22 protein-coding genes and 1 pseudogene are annotated in these 22,248 nt (G+C 67.1%); 8 read left to right on the top strand and 15 right to left on the bottom strand.

Features of this window, described 5'->3' with window-relative positions:
* Nucleotides 1–25 precede the first annotated feature (25 nt).
* The gene (locus tag QGN31_RS06885) at nucleotides 26–472 is read left to right on the top strand and encodes an SRPBCC family protein (RefSeq protein WP_014942697.1); all 447 of its coding nucleotides are present in this window, start codon (nucleotides 26–28) and stop codon (nucleotides 470–472) included.
* Nucleotides 456–992, top strand: a complete 537-nt coding sequence (locus QGN31_RS06880; RefSeq protein ID WP_014942698.1) for a TetR/AcrR family transcriptional regulator — start codon at nucleotides 456–458, stop codon at nucleotides 990–992. The genes QGN31_RS06885 and QGN31_RS06880 overlap by 17 nt, the downstream gene beginning before the upstream one ends.
* A gap of 14 nt (nucleotides 993–1,006) precedes the next feature.
* On the opposite strand, the gene QGN31_RS06875 is transcribed toward QGN31_RS06880, so the two are convergent.
* The 4 genes from QGN31_RS06875 to QGN31_RS06860 form a co-directional block, all read right to left on the bottom strand.
* Complete coding sequence (locus QGN31_RS06875) at nucleotides 1,007–1,465, bottom strand: universal stress protein (protein ID WP_008259174.1); 459 nt, start codon at nucleotides 1,463–1,465, stop codon at nucleotides 1,007–1,009.
* 51 nt (nucleotides 1,466–1,516) lie between these two features.
* A complete protein-coding gene (locus tag QGN31_RS06870; protein ID WP_008259176.1) occupies nucleotides 1,517–3,070 on the bottom strand; it encodes a flavin-containing monooxygenase in 1,554 nt (517 codons plus the stop codon).
* A 155-nt stretch (nucleotides 3,071–3,225) separates the two neighbouring features.
* Complete coding sequence (locus QGN31_RS06865) at nucleotides 3,226–3,954, bottom strand: TetR/AcrR family transcriptional regulator (RefSeq protein WP_008259177.1); 729 nt, start codon at nucleotides 3,952–3,954, stop codon at nucleotides 3,226–3,228.
* A 74-nt stretch (nucleotides 3,955–4,028) separates the two neighbouring features.
* Complete coding sequence (locus QGN31_RS06860; protein ID WP_043955263.1) at nucleotides 4,029–4,859, bottom strand: helix-turn-helix domain-containing protein; 831 nt, start codon at nucleotides 4,857–4,859, stop codon at nucleotides 4,029–4,031.
* A gap of 27 nt (nucleotides 4,860–4,886) precedes the next feature.
* On the opposite strand from QGN31_RS06860, the gene QGN31_RS06855 reads away from it, so the two are divergent.
* Complete coding sequence (locus tag QGN31_RS06855; protein ID WP_165576416.1) at nucleotides 4,887–5,354, top strand: VOC family protein; 468 nt, start codon at nucleotides 4,887–4,889, stop codon at nucleotides 5,352–5,354.
* Between the two features lie 27 nt (nucleotides 5,355–5,381).
* Here the strand turns inward: QGN31_RS06855 and nrdE are convergent, their stop codons facing one another.
* From nrdE to QGN31_RS06835, 4 genes are all read right to left on the bottom strand, one after another.
* Nucleotides 5,382–7,499 carry a class 1b ribonucleoside-diphosphate reductase subunit alpha gene (gene nrdE, locus QGN31_RS06850; RefSeq protein ID WP_014942701.1) on the bottom strand — a complete coding sequence of 706 codons (2,118 nt, stop codon included), beginning with the start codon at nucleotides 7,497–7,499 and terminating at the stop codon, nucleotides 5,382–5,384.
* A gap of 17 nt (nucleotides 7,500–7,516) precedes the next feature.
* Entirely contained in the window at nucleotides 7,517–7,969 is a 453-nt protein-coding gene (nrdI, locus tag QGN31_RS06845) for a class Ib ribonucleoside-diphosphate reductase assembly flavoprotein NrdI (protein ID WP_008259183.1), read from the bottom strand.
* Nucleotides 7,970–8,000: 31 nt separating this feature from the next.
* Entirely contained in the window at nucleotides 8,001–8,240 is a 240-nt protein-coding gene (locus tag QGN31_RS06840) for a redoxin NrdH (RefSeq protein ID WP_008259184.1), read from the bottom strand.
* Nucleotides 8,241–8,768: 528 nt separating this feature from the next.
* Nucleotides 8,769–9,323, bottom strand: coding sequence for an NAD(P)H-dependent oxidoreductase (locus QGN31_RS06835; RefSeq protein ID WP_014942702.1), 555 nt, complete (start codon nucleotides 9,321–9,323; stop codon nucleotides 8,769–8,771).
* 91 nt (nucleotides 9,324–9,414) lie between these two features.
* On the opposite strand from QGN31_RS06835, the gene QGN31_RS06830 reads away from it, so the two are divergent.
* Together QGN31_RS06830 and QGN31_RS06825 are read left to right on the top strand one after the other, a co-directional pair.
* Complete coding sequence (locus QGN31_RS06830; RefSeq protein ID WP_014942703.1) at nucleotides 9,415–10,029, top strand: TetR/AcrR family transcriptional regulator; 615 nt, start codon at nucleotides 9,415–9,417, stop codon at nucleotides 10,027–10,029.
* Nucleotides 10,026–11,080 (top strand): annotated as a pseudogene (locus tag QGN31_RS06825) (DNA polymerase IV). Before QGN31_RS06830 ends, QGN31_RS06825 begins: the two are co-directional and overlap by 4 nt.
* Here QGN31_RS06825 and QGN31_RS06820 read toward each other — a convergent pair.
* The gene (locus QGN31_RS06820) at nucleotides 11,015–11,956 is read right to left on the bottom strand and encodes an SDR family oxidoreductase (RefSeq protein WP_008259188.1); all 942 of its coding nucleotides are present in this window, start codon (nucleotides 11,954–11,956) and stop codon (nucleotides 11,015–11,017) included. The pseudogene QGN31_RS06825 and the gene QGN31_RS06820 overlap by 66 nt on opposite strands.
* A gap of 37 nt (nucleotides 11,957–11,993) precedes the next feature.
* A complete protein-coding gene (locus tag QGN31_RS06815) occupies nucleotides 11,994–12,629 on the bottom strand; it encodes a TetR/AcrR family transcriptional regulator (protein WP_008259189.1) in 636 nt (211 codons plus the stop codon).
* Nucleotides 12,630–12,742: 113 nt separating this feature from the next.
* Between QGN31_RS06815 and QGN31_RS06810 the strand changes: the two genes are divergently transcribed.
* Nucleotides 12,743–14,221: a cytochrome P450 gene (locus QGN31_RS06810; RefSeq protein WP_009954730.1), complete on the top strand. Its 1,479-nt coding sequence runs from the start codon at nucleotides 12,743–12,745 to the stop codon at nucleotides 14,219–14,221.
* A 119-nt stretch (nucleotides 14,222–14,340) separates the two neighbouring features.
* Here QGN31_RS06810 and QGN31_RS06805 read toward each other — a convergent pair whose 3' ends face one another.
* Nucleotides 14,341–14,835, bottom strand: a complete 495-nt coding sequence (locus QGN31_RS06805) for a hypothetical protein (RefSeq protein WP_014942704.1) — start codon at nucleotides 14,833–14,835, stop codon at nucleotides 14,341–14,343.
* A 713-nt stretch (nucleotides 14,836–15,548) separates the two neighbouring features.
* Between QGN31_RS06805 and QGN31_RS06800 the strand changes: the two genes are divergently transcribed.
* Entirely contained in the window at nucleotides 15,549–15,749 is a 201-nt protein-coding gene (locus QGN31_RS06800; RefSeq protein ID WP_008259198.1) for a hypothetical protein, read from the top strand.
* 49 nt (nucleotides 15,750–15,798) lie between these two features.
* On the opposite strand, the gene QGN31_RS06795 is transcribed toward QGN31_RS06800, so the two are convergent.
* The 3 genes from QGN31_RS06795 to QGN31_RS06785 all read right to left on the bottom strand — a co-directional run bounded on the left by QGN31_RS06795 (nucleotide 15,799) and on the right by QGN31_RS06785 (nucleotide 19,590).
* A complete protein-coding gene (locus tag QGN31_RS06795) occupies nucleotides 15,799–16,791 on the bottom strand; it encodes a sensor histidine kinase (RefSeq protein WP_014380781.1) in 993 nt (330 codons plus the stop codon).
* A 129-nt stretch (nucleotides 16,792–16,920) separates the two neighbouring features.
* On the bottom strand, nucleotides 16,921–18,378 hold the full coding sequence (locus QGN31_RS06790) for a FadR/GntR family transcriptional regulator (protein WP_014942705.1): 1,458 nt from the start codon (nucleotides 18,376–18,378) through the stop codon (nucleotides 16,921–16,923).
* A gap of 18 nt (nucleotides 18,379–18,396) precedes the next feature.
* A complete protein-coding gene (locus tag QGN31_RS06785) occupies nucleotides 18,397–19,590 on the bottom strand; it encodes a thiolase family protein (RefSeq protein WP_043955818.1) in 1,194 nt (397 codons plus the stop codon).
* Nucleotides 19,591–19,652: 62 nt separating this feature from the next.
* Here QGN31_RS06785 and QGN31_RS06780 point away from each other — a divergent pair, with 62 nt between their 5' ends.
* A complete protein-coding gene (locus QGN31_RS06780; protein WP_014942707.1) occupies nucleotides 19,653–19,988 on the top strand; it encodes a Zn-ribbon domain-containing OB-fold protein in 336 nt (111 codons plus the stop codon).
* Between the two features lie 9 nt (nucleotides 19,989–19,997).
* Here QGN31_RS06780 and QGN31_RS06775 read toward each other — a convergent pair whose 3' ends face one another.
* Nucleotides 19,998–22,175 (bottom strand): acyl-CoA dehydrogenase, encoded by a 2,178-nt coding sequence (locus QGN31_RS06775; RefSeq protein WP_014942708.1) that lies wholly within the window; start codon nucleotides 22,173–22,175, stop codon nucleotides 19,998–20,000.
* Nucleotides 22,176–22,248 lie beyond the last annotated feature (73 nt).

Genomic DNA, 22,248 nt, shown 5'->3' with positions numbered 1-22,248 from the left:
GGGAGCGGGATGTACCATTTGGTACATGATTACCGAAGACAGCGTCGAGATCGACGCGCCGGCGCACGTGGTGTGGAAGGTGTTCAGCGATGTCGAGCGCTGGCCCGAGTGGACGGCCTCGGTGACGTCGCTGGCCGCGGTGGACGGGCCCGGGCTCGCGGTCGGCAAGCGGTTCGCGATCAAGCAGCCACGCATGTCGAAGCTGGTCTGGAAGATCACCGAGCTCGAGCCGGGGACGTCCTGGACCTGGGAGCAACGCGCCCCCGGCGCGCGGGCCAGCGCCCGCCATGACGTGATCGCCCAGCCGGGCGGCGGCACCCTGGTGCGCCAGCGCATCGACCAGAACGGCATGCTCGGCGCGCTGGTCGGGCGGCTCATGCGATCGATGACCCGGCGATACCTCAAACTCGAGGCCCAGGGCCTCAAGGCCCGCTCCGAGCAGCTCAGCCGCGCCGATGGCGCGCACCACTGACACCGAGCGGCGCCGCCAACTCCTCGATGCCCTCGTCACCGAGTTCGCCACCGGCGGCGTCGGCGACCGGTCGCTGCGCGCGGTGGCCGACGCGGTCGGCACCAGTCACCGAATGTTGTTGCACCACTTCGGGTCTCGGGAAGGACTGCTGGTAGCGATCGTCGAGGAGGTCGAGCGCCGCCAGATGGGGCTGCTGGCCGAGTTGCCCGACGACCCGGTCGAGGGCTTCGCCGCCATGTGGGCCGATGTCCGCCGGCCCGAACTGCGACAGTTCGAGCGCCTCTTCTTCGAGTGTTACGCCCGCGCCGCGCAGGGCGAAAAGCCTTTCGCGCGAATGGTTCCCGGCGCCGTCGACGGCTGGCTGGGCGAGGTCAAGGAGGCCGCCGACGGCCCGGTCGACCCCGCCCTGGCGAGGCTCGGGCTGGCCGTAATCCGTGGCCTGCTACTGGATCTCGTGGCCACCGACGATGACGCCGGCGTGGACGCGGCCGCGCGCGCCTTCGCGGAACTGCTCCGCTGATTCGTACCGGTGCCTCAGTTGGCGGTGTGCACGATCAGGACATCGGTCTTGACCCGGCGGGAGACCTCGGACGGCACCGATCCCAGCAGCCGCCCGGCGACGCTGTTGAGCCCGACGTTGCCCACGACCATCAGGTCGGCACGGACCTCCTCGGCGACCTGCACCAGCACGTTGATGGGCGCGCCGACGATCGACCGTTCCTCCACGTTATTGGCCCCCGCTTGGTGCGCCCGTTCCGTGGCGTCGCGAAGGATCCTGTAGTACGGGGCCTCCCCAACCGTCCGATAGTCCTGGCCGTGGTCGCTCCCCGGCGGGATGGCGTAGCGGCCGCGTTCCTTGGGGACGGGGAGATGCGCCGTCACCACGATCAATCGCGCGCCGTGGTCCGCGGCGATCGCCGCCGCGCGCTCCACCGCGAGCAGCGACGAGTCCGAGCCATCGGTGCCGACCACGACGGTCTGATAGGCGCTCATTTCCCTGTCACTGTAACGCCCGGCGGCGGCCAAATCTCCAAACGAATTGGCTCAACTTTGCACGGCGGCCGCGTGCCTGCCCGTGCCGACCCCGAAGAACTGATACTCCGCGGGCCTGACCGAGCGCGTGGCCCGCCAGTACTCCCAGGTGTAGCCGCCCCACAGCACGGTGTTCTTGCCGTGCTCGTCCAGATACCAGCTGCTGCAGCCGCCGCTGTTCCACACCGACGGGCCCAGCCGGCGCTGCAGCTCGTCGTTGAACTCGTCCTGGGCGGCCCGGGTCGGGGCGAGCGCCTGCGCGCCCAGCTTGTCGCAGGTGGCGATCGCGTCGGCGACGTAACGGATTTGGGACTCGATCATGAACACCACCGAGTTGTGTCCCAGCCCGGTGTTGGGGCCCAGCAGGAAGAACAGGTTGGGCACGTCGGCCACGGTGATCCCGCGGTGGGCGCCGATGCCCTCGCGGTTCCAGCGGTCCACCAGATCCTCGCCGTGCAGGCCCTTGATCTGGACGTAGGTGTAGGAGTCGGTGACGTGAAAGCCGGTGGCGTACACGATCACGTCGGCCTGGCGGTGCGTGCCGTCGACGGTGTCGATGCCGTCGGCGGTGATCCGGGCGATGTGGTCGGTGACCAGTTCGGTCTTCGGGTCGGCGACCGCACCGTAATAGGTGGAGGAGTTCAGGATGCGCTTGCACCCGACGCGGTAGTTGGGAATCAGCTTGCGGCGCAACTCCCGATCCTTGACCGATCGGCGAATGTTGTACTTGCAGTACGCCTCAATGAACTTGAGCAGGTTGGGCCGCTTGGTCATGCCGAAGGCCAAAGCCTCCTGGCCCCAGTAGATGACAAGTCGCACGAGCGCGCGCAGGCCGGGCACGTTCTCCATGGCCCGGCGCACCGCCAACGGGATCTCGGGGTTCGAGCGCGGCACCACCCACGGCGGGGTGCGTTGGTAGAGCTGAAGTTCGGCGACCTGCCCGACGATCTCCGGCACGATCTGGATCGCGCTGGCGCCGGTACCGATCACCGCCACCCGCTTGCCGGTCAGGTCGACGCTGTGGTCCCACTCCGCGGAATGGAAAGCGGGACCGGCGAATTCGTCGCGACCCTCGATGTCGGGCATGGACGGGATGTGCAGCGCGCCGGCGCCCGAGATCAGGAACTGCGCGACGTATTCGCGCCCGTCGGCGGTGAACACGTGCCAGCGGTGCTCGTCGTCGTCCCAGTGGGCCCGATCCACCAGCGAGTTGAACTCGATGTAGCGGCGCAGCCCGTACTTCTCTGTGACGCCCTGGAGATAGTCCCAGATCTCGGGCTGATACGAGAACGGGTTCTTCCAGTCCGGCTTGGGCTCGAACGAAAACGAATACAGGTGCGACGGGATGTCGCAGGCGCACCCGGGGTAGCTGTTGTCGCGCCAGGTGCCGCCGATGTCGTCGGCCTTTTCCAGGATGACGAAGCCCACACCCTGTTTCTGCAGCGCGATGGCCATCCCCAGGCCGGAGAACCCGGTCCCGATGATGACGGCGCGGGTGTGGACGGGTTTGGAGGCCTTGGCCGCCGGAACCGGGGCGGTCTCGGTGTGTGTCACGACGTCGGTCACGGTCGATCGGTCTTTCTAGTCGGGCCAGTCTCGGGTCGGCGCTCGCCGGCATCCTCGGCCGTAGCCGCCCGGCTGGCGCAGATACCCAGTACCCAGGGTATCGGTTGGGACGAGTGTTGACGATCGCCAGGGCGATGTCAACGTGCCGAAGGTTCTCAGCCCGCGGCGCGGTTGGCCGGGACCACGCTGTGGATCGGCTCGTCAGGGTCCATGCGGATGCCGAGCGCCTCGGCGGTGCCGACGATGACCCCCATCATGATGGTCGTGAGGTGGGCGACGAATTGCTCGCGCGGCATGCGAAGCGGGCTGTCGGGGTCGGGGCCCAGCCACCACTCGGTGGCCGAGGCGGCGCAGCCGAACGCCGCGTTCCCGGCCAGCTCGACGGCCGCGTGGTCCAGCTCCATCTCGCGCAACTCGTTGTCGAACATGTCGGCCACCGCCAGGGTGATGCCGCGTCCCTCGTTGAGGATCTGAGGGCTCGCCGCCGAGCGGCCCTGAATGAAGACCCGCAGCACGTTGGGGTGCTTGTCGACCAGGTTGACGTACTCCTCGACGGCGCGCCGGATCACCTCGCGGGACGAGTCCGTTTTCAGGTCGATGGACGGGAAGATCGCCGCCCACAACATGTCGCGCAGCCGCTCCCCGATCGCCTGGAACAGGTCGGACTTGTCGTGAAAATGCCGGTAGATCTTCGGTTTGGCGGTGCCCGCCTCCTCGGCGATCTCCCGCACGGAGAGCTCGGGTCCCAGGCGGTCGATGGCGCGGAACGCCGCGTCGACGATCTCGCCGCGCACCTTCTTGCGGTGCTCGCGCCAGCGTTCGCTGCGCGCGTCGACCTTGGCCCCCGGCTTGGCGGCCGGGTGGGGCCTGGGAGGTCGAGGCATTCTCACCACCTCACGCACTTTACCCCGTCGTCGCTTCTGACCTGGGCAGACTGGCCCAGACGAAGACACCGCGGTTAACGGTGCCGCTGGGCGTACTCGCCCGGGCTGCAGCCGAGCATCGACCGGAACTCGTTGGTGAAATGCGCCTGGTCATACCAGCCGAGCCGGACGGCCAGGTCGGCGAAGTCGACGCGTCGATCGCTCTCGATCGCCAACGCAGCTTGCTGCAGGCGGTAACGGCACAGCACCCACTTGACCGGCACACCGACATAGCGCCGGAACACGCGCTGAGTGGTTCGCGCGCTCCAGGGCGAGCACGCCATCACCTGCTCCACGCGGTGCAAAGCCTCGTCGTCGTGCATCCGGCGGAGCAGCGCCGTGAGGGCGTCGTAGGTCGGGTCGCAGATGCTCGCAGCGCCGATCGCCATGTCCAGTTGTGCGGCGGCGAGCTCGATGTCGTCGTCGAAAAGCGTTGGACCGCTGAACAAGTCGTCGTCGACTCGAACGATTCGGCCGGTCAGCGCAGCCGCATCGCGTCCGAATCGGGCGGTGAACCCGCCGGCGCGGAAGCGCGCACCGACAACCGCACCACGCCCCGACAACGTGATGGTGAAGACCCTCTCGACGACGCCGTGTACCAACGTGGCGGGCAAAGCGAATCCATGGCGCGGGGAGTCGGTGCCCCATTCATGGCTCAGGTTGATCGACGGGAAAGTGATCACCTGACTTTCACGCGGCGGCTGTCCCGTCAGATCCCAGCACACCGACCAAAAATGCTCGACGAACTTGGCTGCGGCCTGCGACGGCGCTTGGCGACGGAGGTCGAACGTCGATGCGCTGCCCGCGCGTCCGACCACCCCCGGCTGGGGACCGATCGCCTGTGGCGCGTTTTTCCAAGCCTCCACATGACGAATCTAGCCAACCTGGATTGCATGAATGTGCAACCGATTCCCGAGGGCTACACGAGTTTGACCCCGTTCTTGGTCGTCGATGGCGCCGAAGCCGCCATCAGCTTTTACATCGACGTCTTCGGCGCGACACTCGTCGAGAAGATGGCCGGACCGAATGACACGATCGCGCACGCGGAACTGGACTTCGGCCACGGCAGGTTGCAGCTGTCCGATCCCAACCCCGGCTACCACCTCGAAGCCCCCGGCCGGACAGAATCGGTGACCCATTCGGTGGTGTTTTACTGCACCGACGTCGACGCCGTGCTGGCGCGGGCCCAGCGAGCGGGCGCGACGGTACGCGAAGAGGCCCAGACCTTCGTCACGGGCGACCGGTTCGGCTCAATCGTCGACCCTTTCGGGCAACGCTGGTCGATCATGACAAGGGTCGAAGACATCGATCCCGCCGAGCGCGAACACCGGCTTGCCAGCTGGGGCGCCGACAACCTGTAAAGCACTCCCGGAGAGTGAATCGGTGTCCTACAGCATGCAGGACACGCAGCCCTCGACCTCGGTGCCCTCCAATGCCAGCTGGCGAAGACGGATGTAGTACAGCGTCTTGATTCCCTTGCGCCAGGCGTAGATCTGCGCCTTGTTCACGTCGCGGGTGGTGGCCGTGTCCTTGAAGAACAGCGTCAGCGACAGCCCCTGATCCACGTGCTGGGTGGCCGCGGCGTAGGTGTCGATGATCTTCTCGTAGCCGATCTCGTAGGCGTCCTGGTAGTACTCCAGGTTGTCGTTGGTCAGATACGGCGCCGGGTAGTAGACGCGGCCGATCTTGCCTTCCTTGCGGATCTCGATCTTGCTCGCCACCGGGTGGATCGAGCTGGTCGAGTGGTTGATGTAGCTGATCGACCCCGTCGGCGGGACGGCCTGCAGGTTCTGGTTGTAGATGCCGTGCTCCTGCACCGACTCCTTCAGCCGCCGCCAATCGTCTTGCGTCGGAATGCGAATGCCCGCCTCGGCGAAGATCTCGCGGACCCGCGGGGTGGCCGGCTCCCACACCTGCTCGGTGTACTTGTCGAAGAACTCACCCGAGGCGTATTTCGACCTCTCGAAGCCACCGAACTTGCTTCCCCGTTCGATCGCAATGCGATTCGACGCGCGCAGCGCGTGGTAGAGCACGGTGTAGAAGTAGATGTTGGTGAAGTCGACGCCCTCTTCGGAGCCGTAGTGGATGCGCTCGCGGGCCAAATAGCCGTGCAGGTTCATCTGTCCGAGCCCGATCGCGTGGGACTCGTTGTTGCCCTGCTCGATTGAGGGCACCGAGGTGATGTGCGTCTGATCGCTCACCGCCGTCAGCGCGCGGATCGCCACCTCGATGGTCTGGGCGAAGTCGGGCGAGTCCATCGTCTTGGCGATGTTCAGCGACCCCAGGTTGCACGAAATGTCCTTGCCCACTTTGGCATACGACAGGTCATCGTTGAACACCGACGGCGTGGAGACCTGCAGGATCTCCGAGCACAGGTTCGAGTGGGTGATCTTGCCGTCGATCGGGTTTGCCCGGTTCACCGTGTCCTCGAACATGATGTAGGGGTAGCCGGATTCGAACTGCAGCTCGGCCAGCGTCTGGAAGAACTCGCGCGCCTTGATCTTGGTCTTGCGAATGCGGGCGTCGTCGACCATCTCGTAGTACTTCTCGGTGACCGAGATGTCGGCGAACGGCAGGCCGTACACCCGCTCGACGTCATAGGGCGAGAACAGGTACATGTCCTCGTTCTTCTTGGCCAGCTCGAAGGTAATGTCGGGAATCACCACGCCCAGGCTCAGCGTCTTGATGCGGATCTTCTCGTCGGCGTTCTCGCGCTTGGTGTCCAGGAATCGGTAGATGTCGGGGTGGTGCGCGTGCAGGTACACCGCGCCCGCGCCCTGGCGCGCCCCGAGCTGGTTGGCGTAGGAGAACGAGTCCTCGAGCAGCTTCATGATCGGGATGACGCCCGAGGACTGGTTCTCGATGTTCTTGATCGGGGCGCCGTGCTCGCGGATGTTGCTCAGCAGCAACGCAACTCCCCCGCCGCGCTTGGACAGCTGCAGCGCGGAGTTGATCGATCGCCCGATGGACTCCATGTTGTCTTCGATGCGCAGCAGAAAGCAGCTCACCGGCTCGCCGCGCTGCTTTTTGCCCGAGTTCAAAAACGTCGGGGTGGCCGGCTGGAACCGTCCGTCGATGATCTCGTCGACGAGCTTCTCGGCGAGGATGGTGTCACCGGCGGCCAGCGTCAGCGCCACCATGACCACGCGGTCCTCGAAGCGCTCCAGGTAGCGCTTCCCGTCGAACGTCTTCAGCGTGTAGGAGGTGTAGTACTTGAACGCGCCCAGGAACGTCGGGAACCGGAACTTCTTGGCGTAGGCCCGGTCCAGCAGCGTCTTGACGAAGTTGCGGCTGTACTGGTCGAGAACCTCGCGCTCGTAATAGTTCTCCTTGATCAGGTAGTCCAGCTTCTCGTCCTGATTGTGGAAGAACACCGTGTTCTGGTTGACGTGCTGCAGGAAGTACTGATGCGCGGCCTCGCGGTCCTTGTCGAACTGAATCTTGCCGTCCGCGTCGTACAGATTCAGCATCGCGTTGAGCGCGTGGTAATCCGTCTCCCCCGGCAACGCGTGGGCTCCGGTGGTTACAGGCTCTGCAGCGACGGTTGTTGACACGTCTGTTCCTTCCAGAAATCGGCTAAGCCCGCGCGGACGGCATCCACGTCGTCCTGGGTTCCCATGAGTTCGAAGCGATAGAGGTATGGGACGCCGCACTTGCGTGAGATCACGTCGCCCGCGTAGGCGAATTCGGCGCCGAAGTTGTTGTTGCCCGCGGCGATGACGCCGCGGATCAACGAACGGTTGTGCTCATTGTTCAAAAAGGCGATGACCTGTTTGGGGACATAGCCGCCGGCGTTGAGGTCAGGAGTGGCCCGCCCGCCGCCGTAGGTGGGCAGCACCAGGACGTACGGCTGGTCCACCTCGATACGGCCGTGCAGCGGTATCCGCGTGGCGGGAATCCCCAGCTTCTCCACGAAGCGGTGGGTGTTCTCCGACACGGAGGAGAAATAGACCAGGTTGCGCCCCGTGGTGTCCATGGTGCGGCAACTCCTTACCTAACGTCTTGCCTTACGCGCTGAGTTCCACCGCGGCGAGCGCCTTGATGCGATCGGGCCGGAAACCCGACCAGTGGTCGTTGCCGGCCACCACGACGGGAGCCTGCAGATAGCCCAGCGCCATCACGTAATCACGCGCCTCGGAGTCCAACGTGATGTCGACCGTGTCGTAGACGATGCCCTGCTTGTCCAGCGCCTTGTAGGTGGCGCTGCACTGCACGCATGCCGGCTTGGTGTACACGGTGATGCTCATAGAATGCCGCTCCTTTGCGGAAGAGGGGGACCCAATGGACTGGCAACTACTTTTGGACTGCGTCTTTGCTAGGTTCAGCGATCCGGCAGGCGCCCAGATTCCCGTCCTGCGGCGACCAGTGCCGAAGACCTGTCTTCGACCACTTCGCGCCGATTTCGGGGGGTTCACCGAGCCTGGCTGGCTTGGCGATCCTGGGATCCGCCGGTGCATCGAAACACTACACCTAGTGGCTGACAAGATGTCGAGATACAAGATGTTCTGAATAACATTTCTGAAATTCCCTGGTCGTGAGGCCTGTGTCGAACAAATTTGGGAACCCGCCCCGGCGTGTCGCAGATCACACACCGAGGCCAAGGCGCCTCCGGGTATCGGTATAGCAGCGGCCACCGACAACCCCGGTTTCGAACCGCTGGCCGCGACGGGTCCAGCGACAGCTAGCAAAGCCGCCAGACGGTGCTGGCGGCTTTGGCTATTCGTCGGCGGCAACCCCGCTGGTCACCTCCCGGACGGCTTGTCGACTTCCGCCAATCAGCCGGCTTCGGCGGCGAGCTTGCCCACCACGTCGCGCACGTTCGCCGACAGCTCGGCATGCTCGGCGGGCGGCCTGCCTTCCAGCGTCTTGAACGGCACGGACAGTTTGATCGAATCGACGACCCGCGCGCCGGCGATGCCGAAGGACTTGCGGGTCTCGTCGTGCGCCCACACCCCGCCGTACTGGCCGAAGGAGCCCCCGATGACGGCCAGCGGCTTGCCCTTCAGCGCGCCGTCGCCAAACGGGCGCGACAGCCAGTCGATCGCGTTCTTGACCACCGCCGGGATGCTGCCGTTGTACTCGGGTGTGACCACCAGGGCGGCGTCGGCGTCGGCCGCCGCGGCGCGCAGCGCGGCCACCGGGGCCAGCGGCGGCGCGTCGGCGTTCATCGCGTCGTCGATCTCCTCGTTGTAGAACGGCAGGTCGACGAGCCCCTCGAAGAGCGTGACGCTGACGCCGTCGGAGGCGACCGCCGCCGCCAATTCGGCGATCTGGCGGTTGATCGACGCCGCGCGCAGGCTTCCCACTAACGCCAAGATTTTGATTGCCACTCTCGCAGTTCCCTTCGGTCGTTGGTATACATCCTCGCACGACCTAAACGGACTGTGGTCCGATTTATTCCTCCGGCGTTAAAGTGCAAGGGTGAGCGGCGTCGAACGGTCGGGCGAGTTGCCGATGTGCGTGCCGCAGCTGCCGGCGCAGGAACGGGGCGACGCCCTGCGCAACCGCGCGCTGTTGCTGGATGCGGCGCGTCGCCTGGTCGCCGAGCGCGGGGCCGACGCCGTCACCATGGACGACGTCGCCGCGGCCGCCGGCGTCGGCAAGGGCACCCTGTTCCGCCGGTTCGGCAGCCGGGCCGGCCTGATGATGGTGCTGCTCGACGAGGACGAACGCGCCAGCCAGGAGGCGTTTCTGTTCGGTCCCCCACCGCTCGGTCCCGACGCCCCGCCGTTGGATCGGCTGGTGGCCTTCGGCCGGGAACGGATGCGCTTCGCCCACACCCATCACGCGCTGCTGTCAGCGGCCAACCGCGACCCGCGGACCCGTTACGGGCCGCCGGCCGCCGTCCTGCGCAGGCACGTGCGCGTGCTGCTGGCCTCGGCGGAGACGTCCGGCGACCTCGTGGTCCAGGCCGACGCCCTGCTCGCCCTCCTCGACACCGACTACGTGGAGCATCAGCTGAACGACGGCGGTCACACCCTGCGGACGTTGGGCGACGCGTGGGAAAGCTTGGCGCGCAAGCTTTGTGGGAGATGAACGTCGGCATGTCCGCGGCGGCACGCGACTGGGTCCTGCACGTGGACCTCGACCAATTCCTGGCGTCGGTCGAGTTGCGCCGTCGCCCCGAATTGGCCGGGCTGCCCGTCATCGTCGGCGGCAGCGGTGATCCCAGCGAACCGCGCAAGGTCGTCACCTGCGCCTCCTACGAGGCCCGGGAATTCGGTGTGCGGGCGGGCATGCCACTGCGCGCGGCGGCCCGCCGCTGCCCGGATGCGACCTTCCTCCCCTCCGACCCGGCCGCCTACGACGCGGCGTCCGGTGAAGTCATGGGCCTGCTGCGGGATCTGGGACATCCGGTGGAGGTGTGGGGATGGGACGAGGCCTACGTCGCCGTCCACGCCGAGGACCCCGGCGAGGTGGCACAACAGATCCGCAGCGTCATCTCCACCGAAACCGGACTGTCCTGCTCGGTCGGCATCAGCGACAACAAGCAACGCGCCAAGGTCGCCACCGGATTCGCCAAGCCCGACGGCGTTTTCGTGCTCACCGATGCGAATTGGATGGCGCTGATGGCCGACCGTCCGGTCGACGCGCTATGGGGCGTGGGGCCCAAGACCGCGAAAAAGCTTGCGGATCTTGAGATTACGACGGTTTGGCAACTGGCCCACAGCGACGCCGAGTTGTTGACGGCCACGTTCGGGGCGCGCACCGGGCTGTGGCTCCTGCTGTTGGCCAAGGGTGGGGGTGACAGCCACGTCAGCGCCGAGCCGTGGGTGCCGCGCTCGCGCAGCCACGTCGTCACCTTTCCCCGCGACCTCACCGATCGCGCCGAGATGAACGCGGCCGTAACGGGTTTGGCCGAACAAGCGCTGGACGACGTGCTGGCCGAAGCGCGGGTCGTGACGCGGGTGGCGGTCACCGTGCGAACCTCAACCTTCTACACCGCACCAAGATTCGCAAACTCGACGCGCCCACCACCGATCGCGACACGATCGTCGCTGCCGCCTTGCGCGTCCTGGATTTATTCTCCCTCGACCGCCCGGTCCGCCTGCTCGGGGTGCGGCTGGAGTTGCTCATGCCGGACTAGCGGCGCCGGGTTGGGCGGACCGGGCCGCAGCGCGCGGGTGAAGATCACGTTCACCTGGCGCATGGCGACGCTATAGGGCCACCACGCAAGCCTTTTGAACGCGTAGAGCGCCCGGATGTCGGCCGAGGTGTAGATCAGGTATCGGTTCTTGGCCACGCCGGCAAGGATCTTCTCGGCGGCCTTCTCCGGCGACACGGCGTGGCCGGCGAATCGCCGTATCCACCGGGCGACGTTGGGATCCTCGCGGTCCACACCGGCGATCTCCACGGTCCCCACCAGCGGGGTGTTCACCGCGCCGGGCACCACCAGCGACACCCCGATGCGGTGGCGGGCCAAATCGAAACGCAGCACCTCCGAGACGCCGCGCAGTCCGTACTTGCTGGCGCTGTAGGCGGCGTGCCAGGGCAGGGCGACCAACCCGGCCGCCGAGGACACGTTGACCAGATGGCCGCCCCGCTTGGCCGCCACCATCGGCGGCACGAACGTCTCGATGACGTGGATCGGGCCCATCAGATTGATGGCGACCATCTTGCTCCACTGCTCGTGGGTCAGCCGGTCGACGGTGCCCCAGGCGGATACGCCGGCGATGTTGAGCACCACGTCCATGGCCGGATGCGCGGCGTGGATGTCGGCGGCGAACGCGGCCACCTGGTCGTAGTCGGCGATATCGAGCGCCCGATGCTCCCGGACCTGCGCGCCCAGCGCGCGCGCGTCGGCCACCGTCAGTGCCAGACCGTCGGAGTCGCGGTCGGTCAGGTAGAGCTCGGCCCCCTGGGCGGCGAGCCGCAATGCCGTCGCGCGGCCGATGCCGCTGGCCGCGCCGGTGACAAAGCACCGCTTTCCCGCGAAATACCGCCCGGACGCCTTGTTCGCCATGGCGGTGACGATACCGCCGGTATCACCCAGACCGGCGCTAGGGACGGCCGGACCACAGGGCGTGCAGCCACAACTGCTCGAGCACGCGCACCCGTCGGTCACGGTCGCTGTCGGATCCGGTCAGAACCGGGTCGCCGGTCAACACCAGCGCGGTGGTACCCGTCAGGGTGCGGATCAGCGTCGGAAGATCGTCGCTGATCGGCCTGGCGGTCCCGGCCTTCATCTCGGCCTCGACGATGGCGACGATCTGCGCCAGCACCACCTCGAACTGCTGGTCGAGCAGGTCGCGGATCTCCACGTCGGTGTGGCGGGCCTCGTTGCAGGCGGTCACCACCGGATCGTTGTGCTCGTAGACGGCGGCGGCGCTGCCGACCATCCGCTTGGCGAACTCCTCGGGTGACTCGCCCGCCTGGCGTGGCGCGAAGTACTGGGTGAGTTCCTCGAGCTCCTCGGTGGCCTCCGCCATCAGCTGTGCCAGCACGGCGTATTTGGAGTCGAAATAGAAGTAGAAGCCCGAACGGGCGACCCCGGCGCGCAGGCTGATGGTGCTGACGGACAACTCGGCGAACGGTTTTTCCTGCAGCAGTTCGCGCACGGCCTCCACGATCGCCTGGCGTTGCTTGTCGCCACGCCGACGCGCGCCCGGCTCCGGATTGGCGGGGTGGCTGCTCACTCCCTGACCTTGCACCACGCCGCGCAAAAAGCAAACTTGACAGCCGTCAAGTTTTTCAGCGAAGGTAATAATCAGTGACCGCTGTCACCACGAGGGCACGCAAAGGAGCGTCTATGACCGCCACCATCAGCACTCCGCACTACCTGCTGGATCAGGCGCGGCGCCGATTCACCCCGACGCTGAACACCATCCCCGGCATGGGGGCGATCGAGAAGCGTCTGCTCGCCCACGAGTGGGACACGAAAGTCCTGGCGGAACCGCCCGCCGGCAGCGACCTGAAGCCCGTGATGGGCGACGCCGGGCTCCCGATCCTCGGCCACATCATCGAATTGTTTCGCGGCGGCCCGGACTACGCGTTGTACCTCTACCGGAACAAGGGCCCGCTGATCTACCTGGATTCGCCAATCATGCCGGCGGTCACGGCGCTGGGGCCCGACGCCACCCAGGCCGTGTTCTCCAACCGCAACAAGGACTTCTCGCAGAAGGGCTGGCACCCGGTGATCGGGCCGTTCTTCAACCGCGGGCTGATGATGCTGGACTTCGACGAGCACATGTACCACCGGCGCATCATGCAGGAGGCGTTCACCCGCAGCCGCCTGACCGGCTACGTCGAGCACATCGACCGCGTGGCGACCGACATCGTCGCCGGCTGGCCGACCAACGACGCCCGATTCCTGTTCCACCCGGCGATGAAGGAACTCACCCTCGACATCGCGTCCTTGGTGTTCATGGGGCACGAGCCAGGGTCCGACCACGACCTCGTCACCAAGGTCAACCAGGCGTTCACCACCACGACCCGCGCCGGTGGGGCGATCATCCGGCAGCCGGTTCCGCCGTTCAAGTGGTGGCGTGGCCTGCGCGCCCGCCAGCTGCTCGAGGACTACTTCAACGAGCGGGTCAAGGAGCGCCGCAACGCCACGGGCAACGACATGCTCACGGTGCTGTGCCACACCGAGGACGACGACGGCAACAGCTTCACCGACGAAGACATCGTCAACCACATGATCTTCTTGATGATGGCCGCCCACGACACCTCCACGTCGACGACCACCACGATGGTCTACAACATGGCCGCCAACCCGGAATGGCAGGAGCGGGCGCGCGAGGAGTCGGCCAGGCTCGGCGACGGTCCGCTGGACATCGAGTCGCTGGAGAAGCTGGAAACGCTCGAACTGATCATGAACGAATCGCTGCGGATGGTGACGCCGTTGCCGTTCAACATGCGGATGGCGGTGCGCGACACCGAGCTGCTGGGCCATTACATCCCGGCCGGCACCAACATCACCATCTGGCCCGGCATGAACCACCGACTGCCCGAATTGTGGACGGAGCCAGACAAATTCGACCCCGAGCGGTTCGCCGAACCGCGCTCGGAGCACAAGAATCACCGCTACGCCTTCGCACCCTTCGGCGGCGGCGCGCACAAGTGCATCGGCATGGTGTTCGGTCAGCTGGAGGTCAAGACCGTGGTGCACCGGCTGCTGCGCCGCTACCGCATCGAGTTGGCCCGGCCGGGCTACCAGCCGCGCTGGGATTACGGCGGCATGCCGATTCCGATGGACGGCATGCCGATCGTGCTGCGCCCGCTCTGAACTTCCGCGACGGCGTGTCACCGTCACCGCCGGCGCGGTAGAGACCGAGTTTCATTTGCGCTACCACCGGCGCTAGCGCAAATGAAACTCCCCTAGTTGGTTGCGCGAGGTGCGCGGCATCAGTCGACCGCGAGCAACCGGTTGGCGCACGCGATGACCGCGCGCAGTGCCGACTGCGTCGGATCGTCCGAGAGGCCCATCGCCCACTCGGCGCGGGCACCGTCGCTGCCGCGGATGAAAGTGGCTGTGCCGGTGGGCGACTGCATCTGATGGAAGTTCACGATTTCGACGGTGATCCCGCGCTGGTGCAGCATCGCGGTCAGGGCCGCGATCGGGCCGCTGGCGGCCACGGTCGCGGTGCCGATGCGGTCGCCCAGGGCGATCACGGCCTGGAAGTTGCGGGCCTGCGGGCCGGGTCGCACCGCGCCCGTGCACTCCCATTGGCCTAGCCGCAGCGGTCCCGTGCTGCGCCCGTAGGTCGCGTGGAAGGTCTCCCAGGACATGGCGTCGGCCTGCTCCCGCAGCCCGCGGGGTAACGAGACCCCGAAACGATCGCCGAACCACGCGGTGGCGGGGTCGAGAGGTTGGAGCGGGTTGCGCTCGGGAAAAGTCATAGTGCCGGTCTTCTCTGGTCAGCTGGTGCGACCGACGGCAGTAGCTTCCGACCCACAGCGGGGGGTCGGTCAGAATCAGACCCCGCTGCGGGTGCTAGCTACTACGAAACGCGCGAGAAGACGCATGAGCGTTGACATTAGCCCCCTTCGCTCCGCGCCTTCAACTCCCATACGACCGTACAAAAAAATATAGGAAATAATACGAATAGTTTGGTTTGGGCGGGGTTGACAGGGGGTAAGAAGCCCGGTAACAGTCAATTAGACGGCTGTTGAACTATCCCCTCACCTGAAAGGCACGATCATGAAGTCAACGCCCACTCGGAACACCCTCAAAGCTGTCGCCGCGGCCGTCGGGCTGGCCGCAGCTTTGCTTGGACTGACGGGATGCGCGCCGACCACCAGCACGACTGGCTGCGATGGAGTCGTTGGCTGCTTGCTCTAAAGGGTCACGATGGGTAGCCCGCTGGGGAGGACCGAGCGGACGTCGTCCTCAGCGGAGACAACCTATGACGCTTGATCGATCGCAGCCGGCACCCGACGCCGTCATCATCTAACGATGTCGCACGAGCGCCGCCTCGGTCGAAACATGTTTCCAATGCCATTGCGCAGCGGGCGATTCAGCCTGCTCGTGACATATCCAGCCACTTCTCACTTAACACTGGTGAGACGTAACAGGTGTCCATAAGTCCTTAACGCATCTGAAAGGGACGATTATGACCTCATTGAAGACGAAAGCCTTTAAAACTGCCGCGGCGGCCACGGGGCTTGCCGCGGTATTGCTGCTGCCCACGGGATGCACGATGACCCCGGCCGACGCACCCGCCAGCGGCGGCACCCTTGGTGGCACCGTCGGCGGTGTGGTGGGTGGCGTGATCGGCGACGTCGGCGGAATTGTAGGCGGGTTGCTCCCCTAGCCGTTCACCACAAACGACCCGCCGGATCCCCTTGCCGGCGGGTCGTTTGTTACCCAGCCGGCTCGGGTGCGGGCTCAAACCGCAGGTACGCCTGAATTGTCGTTCCCGTCCTGGCGGTATGCGTGCGCACCAAGTCCGAAATGGCGTTGACCAAGTACAGGCCGCGGCTGGCGGGGCCGCACGGACCCGGGTCGAGGCGGCCCACCAGCGGATCGTCGAGCTGTCCGGTGTCGCGGGCCTCGCACACCAGATATCCGTCGTCTTTCCAGAAGGCCAACCGGCAGGCGCCCCCGGTGTACATCAGGCTATTGGTGGCCAACTCGGTGGCGACCAACTGCAGATCCTCGATGCACTCCTGGGAAAGCCCCATCCACCCCGCATAGTCGACGGCGAACGAGCGGGCGGGCCGAAGATCCGCGGACTTCCTCACCATGTAGGTGACGGCGCCGGGATTCGCGGCCAACGGCTGGTTGCAACGCTGCAGCACTTCGTTCGGCGCGTAGTCCGGGCTGCGGTGCAGCGCACCGCTTTTCCACAACAACGGGTGCGTCGCTCGGGCATCCATCAGGACTTCGTCGCCGATCGCGCTCGCGTCGTAGAGGCACAGGCTTGTCGCCGGGTATGCGTCCATCGCCGTGTTGACCAGTGCTTCGTGCTCGATGCAGGCGACGAACTCCTCCTCGGTCCGGCCCGGCCACGCGAGCTGGCTGACGATCCGCACCCGCCGATCCGGGTGCTCGTCGATGAACGCGCCCTCCATCGCCATGAACCGGCTCGGGTTCCGGGCGGCCTCGGTGACGTCGGTCATGTACACGTCGGCGGGCAACGCCTCGCCGTCGTACAACTCGCCCCGCAGCAGGGCCAGGGTCTCGGGAGGCACGGCGAGCAGCACCGCCTCGCCTGACGCCAAACCGTCGCCGACGAAGCGGCCCACTAAGTCCAAAAACTCCTGCTGAGAGTGATAAATCAGTGCGGAGTGGACGAAACCGTATTGTCTGGTTTCGGTATCCGCCGCCACTTCAGCGCTCTCGCTTTCGATCACTTGCGCCAACCCCCTGCTGGATCGGCTGTCGCCCATCCCCCCTTCCAGTACCCAAGACGGGCCTTCGCTATGCCGCGCAACAGATCACATTTGCGCGCACACGCGGGGCGGCGACATCGGGTGGCGCGATCACAGCCACCAGGAGGCGGCGGCATCGAGGTGACGGCGGAGGCGATAGCAGGCGACGCTCTCGTCGGCGGCCTCCACCGCCTCGACAATGCGCAAGTGAGCGTGGTGCACGGCCAGCACGTCCGACCAGGTGGGCAGCGCCTGCCCGGTGCTCGACCAATGCCGGCGGAACAACTCGACGATGATCCGGAGGAACAGGTCGAGCAGCGCGTTGCCGGCCAGCTGCGCCAACCCGACGTGAAAACTGAACTCCTCCGCGATCGCCCGCCGGACGTCGTCGGGCGTCGGCTGCGCGGCGTCCGGCAGCCGTGACCGATGCGCAACGAGGAATGCCGCCACCTCGGGCTCGTCGAGCCGCTTGACGACCTTGGCGACGTTGTCGATCTCGATGGCGTCGCGGACGCACCGTAGGTCTTCGCGGCTCGGGTCGCGGTACTGCAGGTACAACGCGATCGTGTCGATGCTGGCCTGGGCAGCGGGTTCGGCGATGACGAGTCCGCCGCCGGGTCCGCGGCGCATGTGGGCGATCGAGTGGTATTCGAGCAGGCGCACCGCCTCGCGGAACACCGCGCGGCTCACCCGGTAGCGCGCCAGCAGGGCCGCCTCGGTGCCGAAGACCGACCCGACGTGCCAGCCGCTGGCGGCGATGTCGTCGCCGATGGTGACGGCCAGCATCTCGGCCAGCTTGCCGCGGGGCACCTCGGAATCGAGACGCCGCCGCCGCGTGCGCCCGCGGACCCTGTCGCCGGGATGGTGCCGTTGCAGCCAGCCCGTCACCGCCTCGACGTGTCGCTCGGACAGCGTCTTGGCGCGCGCGGAATCACCGGCCGTGACGGCGGCGACGATCTTGGAGTGGTGGGCGTGCAGGTGTTCGACGGCCTCGATGGCCTCGGTCGCCGAGTCCGTTCGCGACGCCAGCGCGTAGCGCGTGGTGAGCCGCATCAGGACGTCGATAAACAGTTGCAGCACGGGATTTTTCGATTGCTCGGCCAGCGCGATGTGGAACTCGTCGCGCGGCGCCGGCAAGCCCGGCTGCCACTTTTCCTCGGCGTCTAACACGGCCCGCAGCCGCGCGATGCCGGCTTCGTCGATGCGCTCGGCGGCGAGCGAGGCCGCCAACGGCTCGAGCACCAGACGCGCGTTGAGCAGATCGCCCAGCGTCGTGCCCAGATATTCGAGATAGATGACGACGGCGCGGGTGGCGGGCCCGGCGTCGGGCTCACAGATGTACAGCCCGCCGTTGGGGCCGCGCCGCATCCTTGCGACCTGGTGGTGCTCGACCAGGCGAACGGCCTCGCGCAGCACCGATCGGCTCACGCCGAAGCGTTGTTGCAGGGCGAGTTCGGATCCCAGCGATTCGCCGACGGCCCAGCCGCGGCGGACGATGTCCGCCTCGATGTCGCGGGCGAGGATCGACGCCAGTTTGTCCGCGTGGCCGGCCTTCAGGTCCTCACTCATCTGAGCTCAATCACACGCTCAACAGGTGAGCAGCATGCACCCCGCGACGGGCCCACCGCCGACGGAAACGACGCCGACCTCCGGGCGGCGGGCGACCTGCCGCCCCCCCGCGTCGCCGCGCAGTTGCAGGCACCCCTCGTGCAACGCCCAGTAGCCGTGCATGCGCCCCGCCGAGAGTTGGCCGCCGTAGGTGTTCAGCGGCAGCAGGCCGTCGCGGGCGATCCGCGCGCCGCCTTCGACGAAGGGCCCGGCCTCGCCGTCCCCACACACACCGAGGGCTTCCAGCCACGCCAGCGTGAGATAGGTGAATCCGTCGTACAACTGGGCGACGTCCAGATCGGCGGGCCGCAGCTGCGTCCGCGACCACATCTGCGCCGTGGCGTCCGACATCGCCATCTTCGGGTAGTCGTCGCGGTGAAACCAGCCACCGGCGCCGTCGGATCCGCCGATCGCCTCCACCCGCACCGCGCGGTGCGGACAGTCGGCGCCGTACTCCGCGCGGGACACCACCACCGCGATCGAGCCGTCGATCGGGACGTCGCAGTCCAGCAGTCCCAGCGGGGTGGAGACCGGCCGCGCCCCCAGGTAGTCGGCCATCGTCATCGGATCCCGGTACACCGCACGGGGATTCAGCGCCGCGTTGCGCCTGCCGTTGAGCGCTATCCACCCCAACTGCTCTTTGGTGGTCCCGTACAGCTCCATGTGGCGACGGCAGTTCAGCGCCAGCCAGTTGGCGGCCGAATAGGCCTGCGCCGCAACCAGATCGTTGACGTCGTCCATCGCCCCGACGGCGGGCTTCGGCTCGCCCTCGGGTGTCTCGAACATCCGCGCCAAGGGAGGGGCGGGAGCGTTCTCTTCCTGCTTGACCGGGACGGTGCCGCCGAGCATCTGGATCGTCCGGTACACCACCACGTGCCGGGCTCGGCGTTCGGCGACCGCGCGGCAGGCCGACATCACCGGCGACAGCAGGCCGCCGGTGCCGAACCCGGATCCGCAGTCCGCGGCGTCGATGCGCAGTTGCGCGTTGACGTCTTCGGCGGGTGTGTCGCCGAGCGTGGCGATCCCGTCGATGTCGGTCGCGGCCAATCCGGCGTCCTCGATGGCCCCGCGCACCGCCTCCATCGTCAGCTCCAGGCCCGGAATGCCGGTGCGACGGCCGATCCGCGAGATCCCGATGCCGGACAAGATCGCGTCTTTTTCGAAATGCGTCATGTACACCGCCCGTCAGACCACACCGTCGCCGCGTCGAATCAATTGAGTGTACTGTATTCGTCGTGTCAGACGGGGCGCTGCTCATCGAGTACTGCGACGACTGCGCGCGCTGGGTGCATCCGGCGAGCGGCGAATGCCGCGAGTGCGGGGGCTCGCTGGTGGCGCGCGAGGTGTCGGGGCGCGGCACGGTGTTCACCTACACGGTCAACCACCACCCGTACAACCCGGAGATCCCCACCCCCTACGTCATCGCCATCGTCGAACTCGCCGAGCAGCGTGGCCTGCGGGTGGCGGCCAATATCGTTGACTGCGAACCCGATTCGGTGACCTGCGGGATGCCGGTCACGCTCCGCCCGGAGCGGGGCGCCGCCGGTGCGCCGCAGTTCGCGCCGGCGTGAGCCGCGGAATCAGTTGATCAGCGGGTCGCGCGGCATGCCGAGGATTCGCTCGGCGATCTGATTGCGGGTCACCTCGGAGGTGCCGCCGGCGATCGCCATGCCGCGCGCTCCCATCATCAGCCGGCCGGCCAGGGCGCCGGCGCCGTCGAGCAGCGCGACCTCGGGACCCAGCAGCGCCGCCATGATCGCGGCGCCTTCCACCATGTGCTCGGCCAGCTTCAGCTTGGTCACGTTGCCCTCGGGGCCCGGGCCCGCGCCTTCGACGCTGCGCGCGGCGCGCCGCAGGTTCAGCAGGCGCAGTGCGGTCTCCCCGGCCAGATAGTTCCCGACCCGAACGTGCCCGCCCGCCAACCGATCCGGGCGTTCCTGGGTCAGCTGCACCAGTTGCGAGGCCAGGCCCTCGTAGAACGACCCGCTGCCCCCGATGCTGACCCGCTCGTTGCCCAGCGTGGCGCGGGCGACCGTCCAGCCGGAGTTGGGCTCCCCGACGACGTCCTCGTCGGGCACGAACAGGTCGTTGAAGAAGACCTCGTTGAAGTCCGAGCCGCCGGTGATCTGCCGCAGGGGCCGCACCTCGACCTCGGGCGCTTTCATGTCGACGATCACCGTGGTGATGCCGGCGTGCTTGGGGGCGTCGGGGTCGGTGCGCACGGTGGCCAGCCCACGCGCGCAGTAGTGCGCCCCGCTGGTCCACACCTTCTGGCCGTTGATCTTCCAGCCACCGTCGACGCGGGTGGCCCGCGTCTTGATGGACGCGGCGTCCGAGCCGGCGTCGGGTTCGGAGAACAGCTGGCACCAGATCTCGTCCTTGCGCAGCGCCTTCTCCACGAATCGTTCGATCTGCCAAGGCGTTCCGTGCTGGATGAGGGTCAGGATCACCCACCCGGTGATCCCGTAGTCGGGCCGCTTGATACCGGCCGCGCGGAACTCCTCCTCGATGACCAGCTGCTCGACGGCGTCGGCCGCGCGTCCCCACGGCTTGGGCCAATGGGGCATCACGTAGCCCGTCTCGATCAGCTTGTCGCGCTGGGCGTCCTTGTCCAGTGCGGCGATCTCGGCGACGTCGGCGCGGACGCCGGCGCGGAGTTCTTCGGCCTCGGGCGGCAGGTCGAGGCTGTTTTCGCGGACGGCGCCGGCGGCGGTGCGCTCGAAGACGTCGGCGGCCGGGGCGTCACCACCGAACAGCGCCGTGGTCACCACGGCACGCCGCAGGTGCAGGTGCGCGTCGTGTTCCCAAGTGAAGCCGATGCCGCCATGCACCTGGATGTTGAGTTCGGCGTTGCGGACGTAGGCCGGGAACGCCAGCGCCGCGGCCGTCGCGGCGATCAGGCGGAATTGCGCCTCGTCCTCCGAGGCGTCCTCGCCCGCCGCGCGGGCGGCGTCCCAGACGGCGGCGATCCCGGACTCCGCGCCCACCAGCATGTTCGCGCAGTGATGCTTGACCGCTTGGAAGGTGGCGATGGTGCGCCCGAATTGCTGGCGCACCTTGGCGTAGTCGACGGCCGCCTCGACGCAGTCCGACGCCCCGCCGACCGCCTCGGCGGCCAGCAGGGTGCGCGCCCGGGCCAGCGCCGACTGCCGCGCCCCCGCCAGGATGTCGTCGTCGGACACCCGCACGTCCTGCAGGCGCACCCGGCCGGATCGCCGTGTCGGATCGAAGTTTTCCGGCACCTCGACCGAAACGCCGGCGCGGTCGCGCTCGAGCACGAGCACGTCGTCGCCGGCGGCGATCAGCAGCAGCTCGGCAAGGCCGGCGCCCAACACGATTCCGGCCTCGCCGTTCGCGACGCCGTTGGCGACCTGCACCTGGCCGTCGAATCCGACGCCCGCGGTGACCGTTCCGTCGATCAGGCCGGGCAGCATCCGCGACTTCTGTTCGGCCGCACCGTCTTTGGCGATCACCGCCGACGCGATCACCGTCGGCACGAAGGGCCCCGGCGCCACCGCGCGGCCGAGCTCTTCGATCACCACCACCAGTTCGGGCAGCCCGAAGCCGGAGCCGCCGTACTCTTCGTCGACGTGCAGGCCGAGCCAGCCCAACTCGACCAGGTTCTGCCAGAATCCGGGCCGGGGCTCGTCGGTGGCATCGAGCAGCGATCGCGCCGCCCAGCGCGCCTTTTGCGCGGTCAGGAACCCGCGAGCCACCTCGGCGAGTTCACGATGGTCGTCGGTTAATGCGATTCCCATGAGGGGCCCTCCTCGCGCGCCGCATGCCAGCCGGGTGTGATTGCTGGGTGCCTGCCCCGCTTCGAGGGGAAGC

The organism is Mycobacterium sp. 2-64, from assembly GCF_035918375.1.
In the GTDB taxonomy this organism is placed as follows: Bacteria; Actinomycetota; Actinomycetes; order Mycobacteriales; family Mycobacteriaceae; genus Mycobacterium; species Mycobacterium intracellulare.
Note: the sequence above shows the minus strand (reverse complement) of the source record. Positions and strands in the feature narration are given on the sequence as shown.